The sequence below is a fragment of the Aquirufa aurantiipilula genome (assembly GCF_019923745.1).
Lineage (GTDB): Bacteria > Bacteroidota > Bacteroidia > Cytophagales > Spirosomataceae > Aquirufa > Aquirufa aurantiipilula.
Genome location: NZ_JAANOG010000002.1, coordinates 307,130 through 326,870 on the forward strand (window position 1 = coordinate 307,130; position 19,741 = coordinate 326,870).

Genomic DNA, 19,741 nt, shown 5'->3' on the forward strand with positions numbered 1-19,741 from the left:
TTGCATGCAAGCAAATTCAAATTAAATATTACAAATTATCAAATATTTTATTTTATAATTGTAATATTTGTATAATTATTTGAATTATTCAAATTCGATGTCTAGAAACGGGTAATTAATTAATATTTTTGTAGGTATTAAATTTAGCTACATGGAAAAAGTAAAGTATTTCGTTGAAAATCAAGCTTTTGGAGTTTGTACTAGATTAGGAGAGAAGTTTAAAATTTCCACCTCCAGCATTCGATTATATTTCATTTACACCTCTTTCATCACCATGGGGTCTCCCATCATTCTTTATTTAATTCTTGCTTTTTGGATGAATATTCGTCGGTATTTACGCCAAAGAAATAACCCAACAGTTTGGGAATTCTAGAATTTTAAATCAGTAAATTTTTTCTTTTTTTGTATAAAATAGTCCCAAATGATGGATTTGGAATAGCTATTTATGTCTGTACGTCTTACTAATTCTGTTGCCAAGTTCTGTTTAGGATGTTGAAATAACACATAGTAGTAAAAAGAAAAATGTGCTTTAAGAATGGCCCAAATTAAAGATAATTCACCTGATGTTAGATATTTTATTCCCGCTAATCCATCTGCTGCCATTCGTAATAAAATGATGACATATTTTTTCAAGCCGGATTGATTCTTATATAGTAATATTAGATTATTTCTAAAGTTCAAATAGGTTTTAAATGGATTTGCTTTGTCCAGAGTACCGCCTCCAACATGTTTGACGGTACTTTCTGCTACGGCAGCAACTTGATATCCAGCTCTTTGAAATCTCCAACATAAGTCAATCTCTTCCATGTGAGCAAAAAAGTAATCATCTAAACCTCCCACTAACCAATATAGGTCGGCTCGTACCAACAAACAGGCCCCTGTTGCCCAATTGACTAGGCTAGTTTTGTATTGACCATTATTTTTTTCCAAGGTATCGAATATTCTACCTCGACAAAACGGAAAGCCCAACTGATCCCAATAGCCACCAGCTGCACCAGCATACTCAAAATGGCTCGGGTTTTGATAGTCTAAGATAAAAGGTTGAACAGCAGCTATTTGTGTATTGCTTTCCATGTAATCAATTAATGGATTCAACCAATTTTCACTCGGTTCGATGTCAGAATTCATTAAAACGAAGTAATCTGCTTGAATGGATTTCAATGCTCGATTATAACCTCCAGCATATCCTAGATTACCTTCGCCAAGTAAAATATGCACTTCAGGGAAATGATTTTTCAGGAAGTCAACAGAATCATCCGACGAACCATTATCCGCAACATAGATGGATCCGACAGGACAACTAGCTATCACGGAGGGTAAGAATTTTTCTAAAAAATGCTTTCCATTAAAATTTAATATGACAATCGCTACCGACATAATCTTCCTTTGTTACAAAGGTAAGTAAATCGTTCAAATTAGAATTTATTCGGGAAAGATGTATTTTTGTTAATCTTACCATCACATCAACTAATCAAATTGCATGAATTCATCCTTTTTTCGCAAAAAGTCCATTGATAAAATAGTTTCTGATCAAATCGAAATTGAAAAGCTGGAAGGTGGATCCATGGTTCGGAATTTGGGAGTGCGTGACTTAACTTTTTTGGGAGTAGCCGCAATTATTGGAGCTAGTATTTTTTCGGCCATAGGGCAGGCTTCCGCCAATGGTGGTCCGGCAGTTTCTTTATTATTTGTATTTACGGCGGTAGCTTGTATGTTTACAGCCTTTTGTTATGCTCGATTTGCCGCAACTGTCCCTATCAGTGGAAGTGCATATACTTACGCTTATACCAGTCTTGGAGAGATAGTTGCTTGGATATTAGGATGGAATCTCTTGTTGGAATATGCTATTTCCAATGTAGCTGTCGCTATTTCTTGGTCAAAATATTTTGTTGATTTAGTCGAGGGTTTGGGTTATCATATTCCTGATTACTTGACCATGGATTTTTTGTCGGCCAAAAGAGCTTATTCTGAAGCCCAAGTAGCCATGTCTCAAGGACAATTATTAGAATCTCTATCCGTCAATGTTCGTGAAGGTTATGCCGCTTATGCAACTGCTCCTTTGTTATTTGGCTGGCATTTTGTGGCCAATATTCCAGCTTTATTAATCACGGCAGCCATTACTTATTTAGTATATATTGGTATCAGAGAAACCAAGAACATGAATAATATTTTGGTTATTCTTAAACTTTTGGTGATTGTCATTGTAGTGGGAGTGGGAGCTTTTTATGTGCAGGTTGACAACTGGTCGCCTTTTGCACCAAATGGCATTAGCGGCGTATTAAAAAGTGTGGCAGCGGTTTGTTTTGCCTACATTGGCTTTGACTCTATTTCCACGACAGCGGAAGAATGCACCAATCCCCAGCGCGACATTCCTAAAGCCATGATGTGGGCCTTGATAATATGCACGGTTTTGTATGTATTAGTTACTTTAGTACTAACCGGAATAGTTCCTTCTGCATCACTCGCTGGCATAGAAGATCCATTGGCATATATGTTCACCCAAGTAGGTTTACATGGAGTAGCAGGGGTGGTTGCCGCCAGTGCGGTAATTGCCTTAACAAGTGCTTTGTTAGTGTATCAATTGGGCCAACCAAGAATTTGGATGACCATGTCGCGTGATGGATTATTGCCTAAAGCTTTTTCAAACATTCATCCTAAATACAGAACGCCTTCTTTTTCAACCATCATGACAGGTGTTTTGGTGGGGATTCCTGCCTTGTTTGCCAATTTAGAAGAAGTCATCAATCTAAGTAGTATTGGTACCTTATTTGCCTTTGTATTGGTTTGTGGAGGGGTATTGATTTTAGATTTAGATCCTGAAAATCAAAAGAAATCCAAGTTTAAGATTCCGTACATCAATGCCAAATATTGGATAGGGTTATGTTTTGTGATTTGCCTGTATTTCTATTTACCCACTGCAGATGCCTGGTCAAACTATTGGTCAGCACATTGGGTAGGCGAGGCACGAGTAGATCATTTCTTACTTTCTGCTTTCTTTCTAATTTGGATAGTATTAGCCTACTTTAGTTTTACGATCAATTTATCCTTGATACCCGTTTTGGGATTATTGGTTAATCTGTATCTGATGACTCAAATGGGAGCGACCAACTGGGAACGCTTCTTGTACTGGTGTATCGCAGGATTTGTGATCTATTTTAGTTACAGTTATCGAAAGAGTAAATTACATGTATAAAAAAAGGGCCCAAGGGCCCTTTTTTGTTAGTCGTTACTTCTTCGACCACCTAGTAAATTTAAGTAGTAGAGCAATTGTGCCAACATGGCTAATGCCGCTACTACATAGGTCATTGCTGCCCACCAAAGTGCATCTTTTGACATTTCATATTCACTGGCATTGACAATTTGGTTGTTTTTAATCCAGGCTAATGCTCGATTAGAAGCATCAAATTCTACTGGTAAGGTAACAAAGCTGAATAAAGTAGCTAAGGCAAAAAGAGCCACTCCAATACTCAATAAAGTTGCATTTCCTGTGGAATATAAAATCATCATACCAATCATTAATAAAATGGGCATGAATCCATTTGCAATGTTCAATAAAGGAACCATGGCGCTTCTAAACTGTAAAAAGGAATAAGCCTTGGCATGTTGAACAGCGTGGCCGCATTCATGAGCTGCTACTGCAGCTGATGCGGCATTTCTGCCATGAAAGACATCTGCACTTAAATTTACTGTTTTGTCACTTGGGTTATAATGGTCAGTCAATTGTCCATCTACAGAAATAACGCGCACATCGTAAATGCCATGATCCGCAAGCATTTTTTCAGCGATTTGTTGGCCAGATAAATTACTCTGTAATGGTATTTCTGAATACTGTTTGAATTTGGATTTTAATCTCCAAGAAATCATCATTCCGATAACTCCAAAAAGGATGGTTAAAACATATATTCCTGTCATTTTTTTATTTTTTAAGTTTGTTAATAATTCCTGTTGTTGAATAATTGGGTACTAAATCAATGGTACTAACTTCTCCTCCTGCTGCTAATACCTCTTTTGAACCGACAATGGTATCAATGGTGTAATCGTTTCCTTTGATTAGAACATCGGGTAAAAGAGCTTTGATCAATTCTAAAGGTGTTTCTTCATCAAAAATGATCACCATGGAAACAAATCCCAAAGCCGCTATTAATCGAGCACGTGCATATTCTGAATTCACGGGTCTTTCTGGTCCTTTTAATTCTCTGACAGATCGATCTGAATTGACGGCAACAATCATTTGATCGCCTGCTTGACTTGATTTTTCTAGGTAATCGACATGTCCAAGGTGTAAAATATCAAAGCAACCATTGGTAAAAACGACTTTTTGCTGGTCATTTTTCCATGTTTTGCGAATTTCAATAGCTTCACTGAGTGTATGAATCTTATGTTCACTGAGAGTTGACACTGCTTGTTTTTTTAGGTAAGAAAAGAGTTAAAATAAAACTGATACCCCCAAATAACAAGATCGTTGCCATTTGAGTTCCGTGAAAAAAAGTAGCTAGAGCGGTGGCTTCTTTCATGGGGATTTGATAGAAAAATAAGGTGGATGCCACCAAACTATGGTAGGCCCCGATTCCACCTTGAGTAGGAGTAGCCATGCCAAAAGTGCCCATCACTAAAATGCTTAATGCAGCCGAAAAACCTAGGTTTTCACTACTCGAAAAAGCTAAAAGCAAGGTATATGCATTCAAGAAATAAGCAACCCAAATAGCTAGGGTGTAGATCAAGAATAAGCCTGGTTTTTTAACGTCTTTGATACTGATAATGCCATCAATCCAGCCTGAAAGTATTTGTCCAACCTTGGAACTTTTTGAGAGTACTTCCCATTTTGCAAGGATGAAATCTTTGGTGAACCATAAGGTGATAAGTCCGATTAAGCCAAGGATAATCAAACCCATGATTAAGGTCAAAGGTGGAGTATCTGTTTGTGGAAATAGGAAAGATTGGATGGGCTTCCATTCGACTAAAAATGTAATTCCAACTAAGGCTACGAGGCCTAATAAATCGACAATTCGTTCCGTAATGACTGTCCCAAATGACTTTTCAAAAGGAATATCGGCGGTTTTTTGAAGGGAACCACAGCGAGAAACTTCACCCATTCTAGGAACGATAAAATTGGCGAAATAACCAATGAGGACAGCTGAGAGGGTTCTGACTTGGCCTGGTTGATAATTTAGACTATCGAGTAATTGTTCCCAACGTAAGGCTCTTAACCAATGTGAAATCAAGGAAATGACAATGGCTACAGTTACCCACTGGTAATTTGCCTGTAATAGCGTTTGGTAAATATCATCCCATTCTAGTTGACTTTTGGAAAATGCCCAATACAAGAGTGAGGCAGCTAATAAAGTCGAGAATAAGTACTTAAGAATGGATTTTATCATGTTGTGGTGATGGATTTCGAGAATCACAAGGCAAAATAAAGAGCTTTGCTTAAATTATATAGCTGGAATCCGATAAAATTTTTATATTTTTGCAAAGTTTTTTTGGGATAATTTTCCCCTAAATCAATTTAGAATGTCCAAATTACGTATTCTTTACGTTTCGAGTGAGGTTGACCCTTTCCTTAACACCTCCAGAATTGCAGACTTCGTTCGTAACCTTCCAACTGCCATGCAGGAGAGGGGAATGGAGATTCGAATCTTGGTTCCAAGATTTGGTTCTATCAATGAACGCAAAAACCGTTTGCACGAAGTAGTTCGGCTTTCCGGAATCACCATTCCCATGGGTGAAGAAGAAAAACCGTTAACGATTAAGGTCGCTAGTATTCCTGCAGCAAAATTGCAGGTTTATTTTATTGATAACGAAGATTATTTCCAGCGTAAATTTGTTTTAAATGACAAAGAAGGAGCATTCTACGAAGACAATCATGAACGTGCTGCATTCTTCTGCAAAGGAGCATTGGAGACGGTTGTGAAATTAGGTTGGTCGCCAGATGTAGTTCATTGTAATGATTGGATGTCGAGCTTAGTGCCATTGTACATCTCAACACATTACAAAAACCATCCAATCTTCAAGGATTCAAAAACTATTTTCTCTCCTCACAATTCTGAATTTGATTTTACGTTCTCTAATGACGATTTGTTAGAGAAAGTGAAGTTAGGCGAAATAGAAGACGAAAATTTAACTAGTTTAGCAAATTCAGATTATTCCGCCTTCATTAAAATTGGAGCAGAATATGCCGATAAAGTAGTATCATTAGAAAATGCGGAAAATAGCCGTATCCAATCCATCATTGATGAATTCAAATCAAAAACCTATCAAAATATTGCCGAAAATGATCTCGATTTCTTCGAAAAATTGTATTTGGAATTGGCCGGCAATTAAATGGGTAGGGATTCTTTCCCTTTTCCTTACTTCTTGTGATTTGCCCAAAGAAATTGGGTCTGATTTATTTAGTGTAGAAGTTGGTTTGAACTATACGGATTCATTGAGTATCCAATCATCTACGGTATTAATTGACTCAATTTACACGAATCAAACGGGTGCATTTTTAGTTGGTTCTCATCAAGATCCTATATTAGGAACCATTGCGGCCTCAGCATTTACGCAAATAGCGAATGTAGATACGTTGAAAAGTAAAGAGACTTCCATCTTGGATTCCTTGAAAATGAATTTGATTTATCAGTCTTTTGTGGGTGATACAACTCAGAAACAGACCATTTCGATTTATCGCTTGAAGGACAGTGTGAGTCGCAATGTTGATTATTTCAGTACATCAGCAATTCCTTTTGATCCTACACCGATAGGTACACACTCATTTTTTCCTCGTCCTATTAAAGCAAAAACAGCAAATGGGGATTCGTTGAAGTACGATACCTTAAGCTTTAAGATGAATGCTTCTTTCGGAAGAGAATTATTAGGAAAATATACAGACAAAACCATCGCAGCAGGTGGAGCAGCCTTTAGAGAATATTTTAAAGGAATGCACATTAAATCTAGTTCAGCTGGAAAAGCAGCCATTATTGGATTTACTCCAACGTACTCGGTTATGACATTACACTATCATAATCCGAATGATACAATTAAATATGCCATCAATTATTATTTTAGTTTATCAACGGCTTTAGTAGCAGAAATTCATGGTCGATTTAATCAATTGAACATTGCTCGCTCGGGTGTTTTGGGGAATTTACAAAAGCCAGGCGACAGAATTCCGGCTTCTCAGACTAATATGGTGACATACGTTCAGTCGGGAACAGGTTTAGCTACAAAATTGGAAATACCTTACTTATTGAATTTAAAGGGGAACAAAAATGTGGCCATTAATAAAGCGGAATTAGTTATCCCTGCAGCTGATTCGTATGAATTATCAAAAACGCTAGGATCATTATCCTTAGTAGAAACTGATGCTAGCAATAGAACGCTTAAGAATGCCTACGGTTTACGTTATTTATTAACTGAAGGTGGATCCGGAATCCAAACGGCAAATTTTGATTCAGGTTCTAAGACCTATAGTTTTAATATTACCACGGCCATTCAAAATATCATTGCCAATAACCGTAAGAATTTTGCTATTTTGGTTACAAGTCCATTGACGAGTAATTCCGCAGGTTTTAGCCGAATTATTGGTGATAATATTCGATATGTGCCTTTGAATGCAAGTAAAATCAAATTGAAGGTTTATTATACTTACATTGCGAAATAATTCCTAAGATTATGGATTCCCCGAATAGCCATTTACGGGTGAGTATGGTACAGACATCCCTTGTTTGGGAGAATCCTGCTGCCAATTGCGCTATTTTAGAGGAGAAATTACAAGCTTTACAAGGTAAGACGGATGTAGTTGTTTTACCGGAAATGTTTCTAACAGGCTTTAGTATGAGTGCCGAAGGGGCAGATTTCCCCAAAGGAGCTCAAGTGCAATGGATGCAAATGATGGCCAATCGGCTCGATGTATTGTTGATAGGGAGCCTTAAAATCAAAGAAAATAATCAATTCTATAATCGACTGTTAGCCGTTTTTCCTGATGGAAAAATAGTTGCTTATAACAAGCGCCATTTGTTCCGAATGGGCAATGAACATCAGTTTTATAGCCCAGGGGAGGAACATGGGATTTTATCTTTTAAATCCTGGAAAATAGCCTTATTTGTGTGCTATGATTTACGTTTTCCGGTTTGGTCTAGAAATGTGCAAATGGCTTACGATTTAGCTATTTATGTGGCGAATTGGCCTGCTGTGAGAGCTCATGCATGGTCTACTTTACTAAAAGCGAGAGCTATTGAAAATTTAGCTTATGTGGTAGGAGTGAATCGAGTAGGAAAAGATGCCAATGACTTGGATTACCAAGGAGATTCGGTGATAGTTTCGTTTAAAGGAGAAGAAATAGTTCATCTTTGGGATGAAGATACCATACAAACTAGTAGTATTTCCAAGGAATCCTTACAAGAATTTAGGGATAAATTTCCGGCTCATCTTGACGCCGACGCCTTTGAATTGAATTAGGTAGTTTTATCTTTAAAGAAAGCTGCCAATCCCCCAGTATAGTTTTGAGCTTCCTGAAGCGAGCAATCGGCTACTAAATTTCCATGACTGATCAGTAAAATGCGGTCGCAAATGGATTCGACTTCAGTTAATAGGTGACTTGAAAACAAAATAGTTTTACCCTGGCTTAATGATTGAATCAATGATCTGATTTCAGCCATTTGGTTGGGATCTAGGCCACTTGTGGGCTCATCTAAGATTAGTACAGATGGATTATGAAAGATAGCTTGTGCTAGTCCAACTCGTTGCTGGTATCCTTTCGATAATTCTGATATTTTCTTTTTTTTCTCTTTTTCTAGTCCCACCAATTGAATAACTTCTTCTATTCTCTTTTTTCTCTGAGAAGTCGAAATACCATGAATTTTACCAATAAAATCCAGAAATTCCTGAACGTACATGTCGGGGTAAAGGGGATTGTTTTCAGCTAGATAGCCTACTTTTCTTTTCAATTCCAAATTATGATCTTTTACATTCAGACCAAGTACTTTGGCTTCTCCTTCGCTAGCTGGAATTAAACCAACTAGCATTTTGATGGTGCTTGATTTTCCTGCCCCATTGGGTCCAAGAAATCCAATGATTTGACCTTCTGAAGCTTGAAATGAAATGGAATTGACGGCGATTTGTGCACCGTAAATTTTAGAAAGATTGGCAACTTCAATCGACATACCTGGTAAGGGATAGATTATCTGACAAAGGTAGTAAAATGGGAACTAAATCTGCTTACCTTTGTGTTTTGGTTCATAAAGCTTAAATACATGCAGGAAGATTCCATTCGTTTGGATCGTATTGAAGATGCGATAGAAGATATTCGACAAGGTAAAATTATCATTGTAGCCGATGATGAGGACCGAGAGAATGAGGGTGATATGATTTGTGCATCCGAGGCTATTACTCCTGAATTGGTCAATTTTATGATTCGAGAAGCACGCGGTTTGATGTGTGTTTCATTGACAGATGACCGCTGTGGAGCCTTAGGACTCGAAATGATGGTAGATAATAACACCACTTCACATGAAACACCATTTACAGTTTCGGTGGACCTATTGGGAAATGGTTGTACTACCGGTATTTCTGCTTCTGATCGTGCCAAAACCATTCAAGCACTGGTTGATCCCTTGACAAAACCAAGTGATTTGGGACGCCCAGGTCATATTTTTCCTTTGAAAAGTAAATCAGAGGGAGTGCTTCGTCGGACTGGACATACAGAGGCATCCATGGATTTTGCTCGATTGGCTGGATTTCAACCTTCAGGTGTGCTCATTGAAGTATTAAATGAAGATGGAAGTATGGCACGTTTGGCAGACCTTCGTCGGATTGCCGATAAGTTTGATCTTAAGTTGGTGACAATCAAAGATTTGATTGAATATCGTTTAGATAAAGAATCCTTAATTCAACGTGAGATTGGAGTTGATATGCCTACTCAGTGGGGAAATTTTGATTTGATAGCTTTCAAACAGAAAAATACGGGAGATACTCATTTAGCATTGGTGAAGGGTACTTGGGAAAAGGATGAAGCCATTATGGTGCGTGTGCATAGTTCTTGTGTTACGGGTGACATCTTTGGATCTTGTCGTTGCGACTGTGGCCCTCAATTGCACAAAGCCATGGAAATGGTGGAGAAGGAGGGAAAAGGGGTGGTATTGTACATGTTCCAAGAAGGAAGAGGTATCGGTTTGTTGAACAAATTGAAGGCTTACAAATTACAGGAAATGGGTCGTGATACCGTAGAAGCTAATTTAGAATTGGGTTTTGCGATGGATGAACGGGATTATGGGGTTGGAGCGCAGATTTTAAGAAATTTAGGTGTCAAGAAATTGAGATTAATCTCGAATAATCCTAAAAAGCGAGCTGGTTTATTGGGTTATGGATTGGAAATTATTGAATCTATTCCAATTGAAATTAACCCTAACCCACACAATCAACAATATTTGCAAACAAAACGAGATAAAATGGGACATTCCATTTTGAGGAAATAATCAAAGTAATGATAAAAAAACGCTCTCATTCGGGAGCGTTTTTTTATGACTATTTCTATATAATCAATGAATCTGTAATTGCAGTACACTAAGTTTGCTCTATATCCAAGTTAATTCAAGCAATATACTCGAAAATTGACTCCTTAGTTGGATGAGAAAATAGATCAAATTTCTATAGAATTAAACAAGGCAGCTGAAGATTTGAGCGATATCAATTGGTCTTTATAAACTCACTATTTAATTTCCTCCCAAGATAATCGGGCTACTTTTTCCATTACCCATAATGATGATTTTACTATTGGGCGATTTGGCTAATTCTTTTTGAGCCAAGATGGATTCATATTGTAATTGACGATCGCTTAGTCCTGTAGATAAGATGCGTTGGTAATCCGCTATACCTTGAGCTTCCACTCGTTTGCGTTCGGCTTCTTGCTTTTCTTTTTGTAGTACGAACTGCATTTTTTGGGCATCCTGCTCAGCATTGATTTTAGATTCAATACTTTGTTTTACTGAATTTGGCAAAGTGATGTTTCTAATTAGCAATTGTTCCAAAATTAGGCCTCTGTTTTTGAAATTGGATTCGATATCCTTGAAGATTCGATTTTGGAATTCATTCCTTTTTTTCGAGAACAAACCTACCGCATCGTAATAAACAGCATTGTCTCTTATTTTGGTCCGCGTAATTGGTCGAACTACTTTGTCCTTGTAATCTAGACCAATTTTTTTAAATATATTGGGAGCCTCTTGAGATGATATTTTATACAATACGGTTAAATCTACGATTACTTCTAATCCATCGGCGGTTAGTACTCTAATCGCATCATCCCCTTCTTTGTCGCCTTCATCATGCACCCCAGACATGGTGTAGTTTTGTGTTTTGGTATCAAAAATGAAAATATTGGATAAGGGATTGACAAAGTTTAAACCACTGTTCAAAATTTGTGGTTTAACACTTCCAAATAAGCTTTGTACCCCAACTTCGCCTGCTTCAATCTGCTTAATAGTTGAACTCAGCAAGCCTAAACCAGCTAATGCAATTCCTCCAATTTTGAAGGCTTTGCTATATTTAGAAAATACTAAATTGGGATTGGCAATAATATTTCCAATGACCAGTAAAACGATTCCAACGACGATGAAAAACATAGGATATAGGTAGTGTTTAGGATTAAAAGGACTAATTGGGGTAAAGTACAAAGAATAGTATACCTATGCAATCAATTTATGTTTTTCGAAATTATTCTGATGTTAATGGCTAACTCTAGCTTTGAAAATAATTTGGCTAAAAAAAATGACATTCTTCATTTTTGGCAAAATATGCCTAATTTTGAATATGATTGAAATCAAAAACATACACAAAGAGTTTGATGGAAAAGTTGTTTTGGATGGAGTCGATGGCTGCTTCCAAAAGGGCAAAATCAACATGGTGATTGGTGGTAGTGGAACCGGGAAAAGTGTATTATTGAAGTGTATGATTGGTATTTTGAAGCCAGAACATGGTAAAGTCTTGTATGATGGTCGGGATTTTGTAACAGCGTCCAATGATACCATCAAATCTATCCGTAGAGAAATGGGAGTTCTTTTTCAAGGAGGAGCTTTGTTTGATTCAAAAACGGTATTGGAAAATGTTCGTTTTCCTCTGGATATTTTAACGCACCAAAGTATAGAAGAGAAGAATGAACGAGCTTTAATCTGCTTACAACGAGTAGGTTTGGAGGCAGCGGCTAGTCAAATGCCTTCGGATATTTCCGGTGGTATGAAAAAACGGGTAGGTATTGCTAGAGCCATAGTGATGAATCCTAAATACTTGTTTTGCGATGAGCCTAATTCGGGATTAGACCCTTTGACAGCTGTTAAAATTGATTTATTGATTCAAGAGATTACAAAAGAGTTTAATATTACGACAGTCGTTATTTCTCACGACATGAATTCCGTTCTTCGAATGGGAGAATATGTAATCTTTTTGAAAGATGGCAAAAAGCTTTGGGAGGGTAGTAATAAGACCCTGATGAGTACTGAAGTGCCAGCTTTACAAGAATTTTTATCTACTAAATTGCATTAATATGCCTTCTTCAGTTGCCATGCCCCGAGTATTGGAAAATTATTCCCTCCAATCGCTCAATACCTTCGGAATTGAGGCCAAGGCAAAGTATTTTGTAGAAATTCGTTCCATCGAGCAGTATCGAGCATTATTGAATTCGGGGCTATATGCCCATATTCCGCATATTTTTTGGGGTGGAGGAAGTAATGTACTTTTAACCGGAGATTTGAATGCTTTGGTGGTTAAAGTAGCCATAGATGGAATTGAAGTCATCAAAGAAGATGATCAACATGTGTGGGTGCGTGCAGGGGCTGGTGTTGTATGGCATGATTTTGTCCAATACACGGTTAGTCATCATTGGGCAGGTATAGAAAATTTATCGCTTATTCCTGGTACTGTAGGTGCTGCTCCTATGCAAAATATTGGGGCTTATGGCGTTGAGATTAAAGATACATTTGATCATTTACAAGCATTTAATTTATCAAGCCATAACTTAGAAACTTTTGATGCGGAAGCTTGCCAATTTGGTTATCGGGAGAGTTATTTCAAACATGAAGGGAAAGGTAAATATGTGATCGCTTATGTTTGTTTTAAATTGAGCAAAGTAGCGAATGTTATAACCTCTTATGGTGCAATTCAAGAAGTATTATTAGCTAAATCCATCACCCAGCCTAGTATTCAGGACGTTTCTAACGCTGTCATTGAAATAAGACAAAGTAAATTGCCTGATCCTAAAGACATAGGTAATTCTGGGAGCTTTTTTAAAAATCCAACTTTAGATAAGAATCGTGCCGCTGAATTGATGGAAAAATATCCTCAAATCCCCCATTATCCTGTTGTCGGAAGTACAGATATTAAATTTCCAGCTGGTTGGCTGATTGAACAAGCGGGATGGAAAGGATTCAAGGATGGAGATGCAGGGGTACACGCCAAACAGGCTTTGGTCTTGGTTAATTATGGCCATGCCGCAGGCAAGCAAATTCTGACATTATCAGAAAAAATTAAAGAGTCTATTCTCAGCAAATTCGGTGTACAACTAGAAACCGAAGTAAACATTTTATAATATGTCCTTACCTTATACAACAAGTCAAGATAAAACGCCATTTTTCTTGATGGCAGGCAGTTGTGCCATAGAAAGCAAAGATTTAGCCTACGAAATAGCCGAAAGGATTAAGCAAATCACGGATTCTATGGGTATTCCCTTTATTTTCAAAGGGTCATATCGCAAGGCAAATCGTACTAAAATAGATTCATTTACGGGTATTGGTGATATTCTTGCCTTAGAAATACTAAAAGAAGTAGGAGCGCATTTTCAAGTTCCTACGGTGACGGATATCCATGAGAGTTCTGAAGCAGCTATGGCTGCGCCTTATGTGGATGTATTGCAAATTCCAGCATTTCTTTGTCGTCAAACAGATTTATTAGCAGCCGCTGCACAAACGGGTCGAGCTGTTAATATCAAGAAAGGCCAATTTATGTCGGGGGCTTCCATGAAATTTGCCATTGAAAAAGTGAAGCATGAGAATCCTGAAGTCTTGGTTTATTTGACCGATCGGGGAAATTCATTTGGTTATGGCGATTTAGTAGTTGATTTTAGAAATTTACCAGAAATGGCTGCTTTTCAGGTTCCTGTTATCATGGATTGTACGCATTCATTGCAAAGACCTAATCAAGGATCTGGAGTTACCGGAGGACAGCCTGCATTGATTGAGACAATTGCCAAAGCTGCCATTGCAGTGGGAGCGGATGGTTTATTCATTGAAACACATCCCAATCCTTCCATAGCTAAGTCAGACGGAGCTAATATGTTGCCTCTTGATCAATTGGAAGGACTTTTGGAAAAATTGATGAAAATTAGAGAAGCCATTTTATAAGTTATTCCAAACTATTTGTAGGCTGATATCCGTTTTGTGTGAGCCTGTAATGAGGTCTAAACCAGATCCTATTTCATCTCGCTCCCAATAATCAGTTCTCCCAATTTTGGTGGAAATGTTTAGGTGTTCCATGCATTTATATTGTACCACGAGACATGTTCTCATTCCTTTTCCCGAATAGGCGGGTAATGAAAATGCATAAGGAAGGCTTGGTTCATAGGCATACATTCTACTGTCGTAATCACTACTTTGAACAAAAGCGATTCTAGCCTTTATTTGCCATTTCTGACCTGATACTTGAATGTCATTGAGCCACAGTCATCCCCAGTCTTTTTGAGCTGGAGAATGGATGTAGGTGACCATCAGTCGACTGTGCCAATCCCATTGTCTATGAATTGCTTTTTTGAAATCACCACTAATCTGCCATTGATGTTTTCTGATGATATCTGAAAAAGGCTTTGGAGCATCTTCTTGCTTGGAGGTCCATTTCATTTGGATAAATAAATTGTACTGATTTCTTCGTTCCAACTGATATCTACTTAAGGCCTCCCAGCCCCATGTTTTGGATTGACTAACTTGATATTTTGGCGCTGGGAATAGAAACAGATCCAAGTAAGAAGATAATCGGCTTCTTTTAGACCAACGGTATTGGTTACCGAGAAATAAACCTAGCTCATTGCGTACTTCGGAGTTTTCGCCAAATGCTTGTGCTTGTGGACTAAAATAGGAGGAAGATTGGTAACGGATAACATAAGAGAAATCATTAACCTTTGATTGTGCCCAAGCAGCACCTTGAATAAAAGCCCAAGAATTAGGACTAGATATAGCCATTTCGGTCATCCATTGGGCTTTTTTCCAAGGAAAATTAGCCGAAATGGACGTGTTGATGAGTTCTTGTCCTTGCCATTCTGACGCTTGATAGGATTTTGTAGCATTTCTTTTTGGGATAGACCAACGATTCCAAACCACATTTGCTTGAATGGTAATAGGATTGGTTTTGGCATGCCAAAAAATGGAATTACCAATACTCCATTCTTGTACTCGGTTTATTTTGTCGATTTCAGTTGAAGTACGATGTAATCCACTAGTAATAAGGGAAGAATAGAATTCTGTATCTGAGGAATCTCTCTGAATACTAGCGTCCCAATTTCTTTTGGAAAGAAAACTTTCCATACCCCATTGTTTTCTTTGGAAGCCAATTAGTAAGCCTCGGTAAAATCCCGATTCCATGCTGGAACTATAAGGTAGGCCACCTTGATGGAATTTTTGAGTTGAAATGATGCTTTCGTAACTTTTGCCTAGGCTAAATCCTCCTGCCTGAACCAGGCCTTGTCCCCATTGGTTGATGAAATCTCCTACAATTATTTTATGGATCCAGCTTTTGGGTTTATTCCAATGCACATAGAAACTACTAAAATCAGTCATGGAACTTTCTCCGGCATCTTTCTGCAGTAAGAATCCAAGACCTAATGACTTGCTTATTTGGCCTTTATATCGGTGAAGCTCAGCATATGGGCTATTAAAATATCGGACTTTGCTCCGGCTATCTGGAGGGCTAAATCCTTTTTTTTCTTCAGCAGTAAATTCCCAGCGATGAATCCAAAGGTGTTTGCTAGAGGCCATTTTCCATGGCTCAATTGGGCTTTGGCAACTGATAAAATCTTGAATGCGTTTTAGGGTGGGAAGGTCCCAGTCGGGGATTGCTTGTAATTCCCATTTACTAAGAAATGGACCTGACGAATTTCTAAACTCAACGAATGATTGGATTTGCTTGGCATTTAATAAGCCCAATTGATACCAATCAGCAGCTTTTGCCTGATTAATATCAATGGGGTTTTGCAAATAATGCTGAAAAGTACTTTGTCTTATTTCAGATTCATCCCACGTTTGAGTATCGTCGACTTGGCCGCGGAGAGAGAAAGTGCAAAGAAGTATGATGGCTAGGTATTTCACTTTTTTTAAGTGAAAATAGCTAGTCTAGGCCATGAATCTGATCAGTTACTTGATGAAGAAAATCACTTAGTTGAATTTTCTACGAATCATTTCGTGTAATTCATTCCAAGACTCTTCATTGTCGGCCCTTTGGAACTCGGCATAACGATGTTGGATGATTTCTTGCCAGGTGTGGCTTTCAGCTTCTTTATCAATGAAGTCGATCAATTGGTTCAAATGGTGGCCTTCTCCATCAAAAATGGATTGGATGAATTTGATTTTTTGGTTTAAGCTAATACTATTGGCCAAGGTTTCTGTCATTTTAGTCTCCACTAAAGACTTTAACGAACCGTCGTTCCCTTGAAGTTTTTCAAAGACTTTCTCAGAAGTAGAATCAGCGATTACTTCCATGATTTTTTTTGCAGCCGGGGCTTGATCTTTATTTTCTTCTTGGAAAAAACTGCTGGAAGTAGTTGTAGCGGCTGGAGCAACTTGAACGTTTTCAATGATGATCTCCGTTACAGGCTTGGCAGAACTGGACTCAGGAGCGATTTCTTCGATAATTTCAACGGTATTATCGGATTCTATAATAACCAATTCAGGTTCAGGAGCGACATCTTCAGGTAAATCTTCTAGGACTTCTGGGGCTTCAAAATATACCTCTGCAGTTAAAAGAGTATCAGGACTTATCTCTTGACTTTCAGCTCCAAGGGAATTGTATAAATAATCGGATTGAGCACTAGAGGTGTTGATTTCTTGGATCCATTGATTCCAAATGTGATTTGGAAGTGTAACTTGTAATACTAATGATCGAGTGATGTTATCCCATTTTTCTTGGAATCGATGGTTTTGCCAATCAAAACAAGGAAGTTGATCTTGAACACGTTGACTTTGTAATTGCATCAATAATTCAGATTGCAAAACTTCCAAAGTGGCAGCGGGAATTTCTTGCTGTAAAATATCTTGAAAAGTACTTGATTGACCTTCTTCGGTCCAGTAATGAAGCAAAATATTGGGCGTCGGCATCTTTAATTATTTATATCCAATTCTTCACAGGCTTTCATCGCAGCTGTTTGTTCTGCTTTTTTCTTGGAGTAACCTTTTCCTTCGGCTACCTTCAAGTTATCTACAAGAACGATGGCTGTAAATTCTTTATTGTGGTGTTGTCCCTCTTCATCCAGAGTAAAGAGTACTTTTTTCCCCTCTTTTTGTGCCCATTCAATGAGTATGGATTTAAAGTTGGGATTATTTTGAACCACCGTTTCTAAGTCGAAATACTGGGTTAAAATCTTTTTGATGATGAATTTTTGGGTAAAGGCAAAACCTTTATCTAGGTAAATAGCACCAATGAATGCTTCTAGGGCATCTCCATACATGCTGGACCGCGAAAGTATGGTTCTTTTTTGGTTTTCATATTCAATTACCTCATCTAAGCCTAATTTTCTTCCTAATACATTGAGGGATTCTCGGCTGACCATTCTGGATCTAATTTCAGTTAGGAAACCTTCGTCTTTAAATGGAAATTTTTGGAATAGATAGGTAGCTGTAATCATGCCGAGTACAGAGTCACCTAAAAACTCGAGGCGTTCATTGGATTCTTTGAATGATTTGGCAATACTATCCTTGGAGGCAGAAGCATGTAAAAAAGCCAATCGATAGAGCGATAAGTTGGATGGACTTTCGCCAATCAAATGGGTTACAGATTTCTTTAGAAATTTCTCTCTTTCATTTAGTCGGGTAGGATTCAACCAGCTTAACACCGAGAGAATTTTCATAAGCCTATACTTTTCGGAAAATGACGGTAGCGTTATGTCCACCAAAACCAAATCCATTGCTCAATGCAACGTTTATTTTTCTAGCTTTTCCTTGATTTAGTGTCAAATCTAGATTTTGATCAATTGCTGGATCTAAATCCTTGCAGTTGATGGTTGGAGGAACAAATTGGTGTTGAATGGCTAGGATAGAAGCTACAGCCTCTACAGCACCTGCACCACCCAATAAGTGCCCAGTCATTGATTTGGTAGAAGAAATACTCATTTTGTAAGCATGTTCACCAAAACAATCTAAGATAGCTTTTAATTCTTGAGGGTCACCAATAGGGGTAGAAGTACCATGTGTATTGATGTAATCTACTTCTTCTGGCTTGATTTGAGCATCTTCTAATGCATCAATCATGGAAAGTAAGGCACCGTATCCTTCTGGATGTGGAGCGGTAATGTGGTAAGCATCGGAAGAAAATCCACCACCGATTAATTCGGCATAGATTTTAGCTCCACGAGCTTTAGCATGTTCGTATTCTTCTAGGATTAATGCACCTGCACCTTCTCCAACTACGAAACCATCACGGTTTACATCATATGGACGAGAGGCAGTTGCGGGATCATCATTTCTTTCTGACATGGCTCGCATGGCAGTAAATCCACCAACTGAGGCAATGGTCACTGGAGCTTCAGAGCCACCCGTTACACAGATATTAATACGACCTGTACGGATGTAATTGAAAGCATCGATGATGGCATTGTTCGCGGATGAACAAGCGGAAACAGTTACGTAGTTTGGACCACGGAAACCATTTCTGATTGAAATTTGACCTGAGCTAGAGTCAGCAATCATTTTAGGAATAAAGAATGGGTTGATTTTAGGCGTTCCATCTCCTTTGCCGAAATAAATCATTTCGTCTTCAAAGGTTTTTAAGCCACCAATACCCGATCCCCAGATGACACCGACTTTATTTTTATTGATTGCTTCCATGTCGAAACCTGCATCCTTGATGGCTTCATCAGAAGCTACAATGGCATACTGGGTGAATGGGTCCATTTTGCGGGCCTCTTGACGTGGAATGAACTCTTCAACACTAAAATTTTTAAGTTCACAGGCAAAACGAGTTCTGAATTTTTCAGCATCGAATTTGGTAATAGGGCCACATCCACTTTTTCCGGTAGATAAACCTTCCCAATATTCACTAACTGTATTTCCAATAGGGGTAAGGGCTCCTAAACCCGTTACTACAACTCGTTTTAACTCCATAATTATCCTGGTATTTTAGGTTTGAAAAATAAAAAATGTCAATTCGTAAGGGTGATTTTCTAAGGAACTAGGTTCCTGAGTCATTACCAATTACCAATTGACATCATTATTATTTCGTTTCGATTACTTTGCGTTCTCTTCCAAGTAGGTGATGGCTTGTCCTACAGTTTGGATATTCTCTGCTTGATCATCTGGAATAGAGACGTTGAATTCTTTTTCAAATTCCATAATCAACTCTACCGTGTCTAAGGAATCAGCTCCTAAATCGTTTGTGAAAGATGCCTCAGGTGTAACCTCAGATGCTTCTACTCCTAATTTCTCAACGATGATGCTTTTTACTTTTTCTGCAATATCTGCCATTTCTAAAATATTTTGGGGTTCAAAAACGATGCAAAGATTAGAATTAAAACTTAGAT

Annotated in this window: 21 protein-coding genes; 9 read left to right on the plus strand and 12 right to left on the minus strand. The window is 38.0% G+C overall.

Annotated features, from left to right (window positions below):
* Positions 1-151: 151 nt before the first annotated feature.
* Positions 152-373: a PspC domain-containing protein gene (locus G9H60_RS03230; protein ID WP_223142663.1), complete on the plus strand. Its 222-nt coding sequence runs from the start codon at positions 152-154 to the stop codon at positions 371-373.
* On the opposite strand, the gene G9H60_RS03235 is transcribed toward G9H60_RS03230, so the two are convergent.
* Positions 370-1,377, minus strand: coding sequence for a glycosyltransferase family 2 protein (locus G9H60_RS03235; RefSeq protein ID WP_223142664.1), 1,008 nt, complete (start codon positions 1,375-1,377; stop codon positions 370-372). The genes G9H60_RS03230 and G9H60_RS03235 overlap by 4 nt on opposite strands.
* A gap of 103 nt (positions 1,378-1,480) precedes the next feature.
* On the opposite strand from G9H60_RS03235, the gene G9H60_RS03240 reads away from it, so the two are divergent.
* Entirely contained in the window at positions 1,481-3,193 is a 1,713-nt protein-coding gene (locus G9H60_RS03240) for an amino acid permease (protein WP_223142665.1), read from the plus strand.
* 26 nt (positions 3,194-3,219) lie between these two features.
* Here G9H60_RS03240 and G9H60_RS03245 read toward each other — a convergent pair whose 3' ends face one another.
* The 3 genes from G9H60_RS03245 to G9H60_RS03255 are packed head-to-tail and all read right to left on the minus strand — an operon-like array spanning position 3,220 to position 5,378.
* Positions 3,220-3,912 carry a zinc metallopeptidase gene (locus G9H60_RS03245; protein ID WP_223142666.1) on the minus strand — a complete coding sequence of 231 codons (693 nt, stop codon included), beginning with the start codon at positions 3,910-3,912 and terminating at the stop codon, positions 3,220-3,222.
* A gap of 4 nt (positions 3,913-3,916) precedes the next feature.
* Positions 3,917-4,399: a D-glycero-beta-D-manno-heptose 1-phosphate adenylyltransferase gene (gene rfaE2 / locus G9H60_RS03250; RefSeq protein ID WP_223142667.1), complete on the minus strand. Its 483-nt coding sequence runs from the start codon at positions 4,397-4,399 to the stop codon at positions 3,917-3,919.
* Entirely contained in the window at positions 4,383-5,378 is a 996-nt protein-coding gene (locus tag G9H60_RS03255) for a lysylphosphatidylglycerol synthase transmembrane domain-containing protein (RefSeq protein ID WP_223142668.1), read from the minus strand. Before G9H60_RS03255 ends, rfaE2 begins: the two co-directional genes overlap by 17 nt.
* Positions 5,379-5,511: 133 nt before the next feature.
* On the opposite strand from G9H60_RS03255, the gene G9H60_RS03260 reads away from it, so the two are divergent.
* The 3 genes from G9H60_RS03260 to G9H60_RS03270 are packed head-to-tail and all read left to right on the plus strand — an operon-like array spanning position 5,512 to position 8,439.
* On the plus strand, positions 5,512-6,321 hold the full coding sequence (locus tag G9H60_RS03260; protein ID WP_223142669.1) for a glycogen/starch synthase: 810 nt from the start codon (positions 5,512-5,514) through the stop codon (positions 6,319-6,321).
* The gene (locus G9H60_RS03265; protein ID WP_223142670.1) at positions 6,272-7,642 is read left to right on the plus strand and encodes a DUF4270 family protein; all 1,371 of its coding nucleotides are present in this window, start codon (positions 6,272-6,274) and stop codon (positions 7,640-7,642) included. The genes G9H60_RS03260 and G9H60_RS03265 overlap by 50 nt, the downstream gene beginning before the upstream one ends.
* 11 nt (positions 7,643-7,653) lie before the next feature.
* A complete protein-coding gene (locus tag G9H60_RS03270) occupies positions 7,654-8,439 on the plus strand; it encodes an amidohydrolase (protein ID WP_223142671.1) in 786 nt (261 codons plus the stop codon).
* On the opposite strand, the gene G9H60_RS03275 is transcribed toward G9H60_RS03270, so the two are convergent.
* The gene (locus G9H60_RS03275; RefSeq protein ID WP_223142672.1) at positions 8,436-9,143 is read right to left on the minus strand and encodes an ABC transporter ATP-binding protein; all 708 of its coding nucleotides are present in this window, start codon (positions 9,141-9,143) and stop codon (positions 8,436-8,438) included. The two genes, G9H60_RS03270 and G9H60_RS03275, sit on opposite strands and share 4 nt — an antisense overlap.
* 90 nt (positions 9,144-9,233) lie before the next feature.
* On the opposite strand from G9H60_RS03275, the gene G9H60_RS03280 reads away from it, so the two are divergent.
* On the plus strand, positions 9,234-10,454 hold the full coding sequence (locus tag G9H60_RS03280; protein ID WP_223142673.1) for a bifunctional 3,4-dihydroxy-2-butanone-4-phosphate synthase/GTP cyclohydrolase II: 1,221 nt from the start codon (positions 9,234-9,236) through the stop codon (positions 10,452-10,454).
* Positions 10,455-10,691: 237 nt separating this feature from the next.
* On the opposite strand, the gene G9H60_RS03285 is transcribed toward G9H60_RS03280, so the two are convergent.
* Positions 10,692-11,597 carry a prohibitin family protein gene (locus tag G9H60_RS03285; protein WP_223142674.1) on the minus strand — a complete coding sequence of 302 codons (906 nt, stop codon included), beginning with the start codon at positions 11,595-11,597 and terminating at the stop codon, positions 10,692-10,694.
* A gap of 187 nt (positions 11,598-11,784) precedes the next feature.
* Here G9H60_RS03285 and G9H60_RS03290 point away from each other — a divergent pair, with 187 nt between their 5' ends.
* The 3 genes from G9H60_RS03290 to kdsA are packed head-to-tail and all read left to right on the plus strand — an operon-like array spanning position 11,785 to position 14,366.
* Entirely contained in the window at positions 11,785-12,513 is a 729-nt protein-coding gene (locus tag G9H60_RS03290) for an ABC transporter ATP-binding protein (protein WP_223142675.1), read from the plus strand.
* A gap of 1 nt (position 12,514) precedes the next feature.
* Entirely contained in the window at positions 12,515-13,555 is a 1,041-nt protein-coding gene (murB, locus tag G9H60_RS03295; RefSeq protein WP_262899933.1) for a UDP-N-acetylmuramate dehydrogenase, read from the plus strand.
* Position 13,556: 1 nt separating this feature from the next.
* Complete coding sequence (gene kdsA / locus G9H60_RS03300; protein WP_223142676.1) at positions 13,557-14,366, plus strand: 3-deoxy-8-phosphooctulonate synthase; 810 nt, start codon at positions 13,557-13,559, stop codon at positions 14,364-14,366.
* Here the strand turns inward: kdsA and G9H60_RS03305 are convergent.
* The 6 genes from G9H60_RS03305 to G9H60_RS03330 form a co-directional block, all read right to left on the minus strand.
* A complete protein-coding gene (locus G9H60_RS03305) occupies positions 14,361-14,498 on the minus strand; it encodes a hypothetical protein (RefSeq protein ID WP_223142677.1) in 138 nt (45 codons plus the stop codon). The two genes, kdsA and G9H60_RS03305, sit on opposite strands and share 6 nt — an antisense overlap.
* Positions 14,499-14,684: 186 nt before the next feature.
* Positions 14,685-16,319 (minus strand): ComEA family DNA-binding protein, encoded by a 1,635-nt coding sequence (locus G9H60_RS03310; RefSeq protein ID WP_223142678.1) that lies wholly within the window; start codon positions 16,317-16,319, stop codon positions 14,685-14,687.
* 66 nt (positions 16,320-16,385) lie between these two features.
* Positions 16,386-17,324: a hypothetical protein gene (locus G9H60_RS03315; protein WP_223142679.1), complete on the minus strand. Its 939-nt coding sequence runs from the start codon at positions 17,322-17,324 to the stop codon at positions 16,386-16,388.
* A gap of 2 nt (positions 17,325-17,326) precedes the next feature.
* Entirely contained in the window at positions 17,327-18,073 is a 747-nt protein-coding gene (rnc, locus tag G9H60_RS03320; RefSeq protein ID WP_223142680.1) for a ribonuclease III, read from the minus strand.
* Positions 18,074-18,077: 4 nt separating this feature from the next.
* Positions 18,078-19,325, minus strand: coding sequence for a beta-ketoacyl-ACP synthase II (gene fabF, locus G9H60_RS03325; protein ID WP_223142681.1), 1,248 nt, complete (start codon positions 19,323-19,325; stop codon positions 18,078-18,080).
* Positions 19,326-19,448: 123 nt separating this feature from the next.
* Complete coding sequence (locus G9H60_RS03330; protein ID WP_092019417.1) at positions 19,449-19,685, minus strand: acyl carrier protein; 237 nt, start codon at positions 19,683-19,685, stop codon at positions 19,449-19,451.
* Positions 19,686-19,741 lie beyond the last annotated feature (56 nt).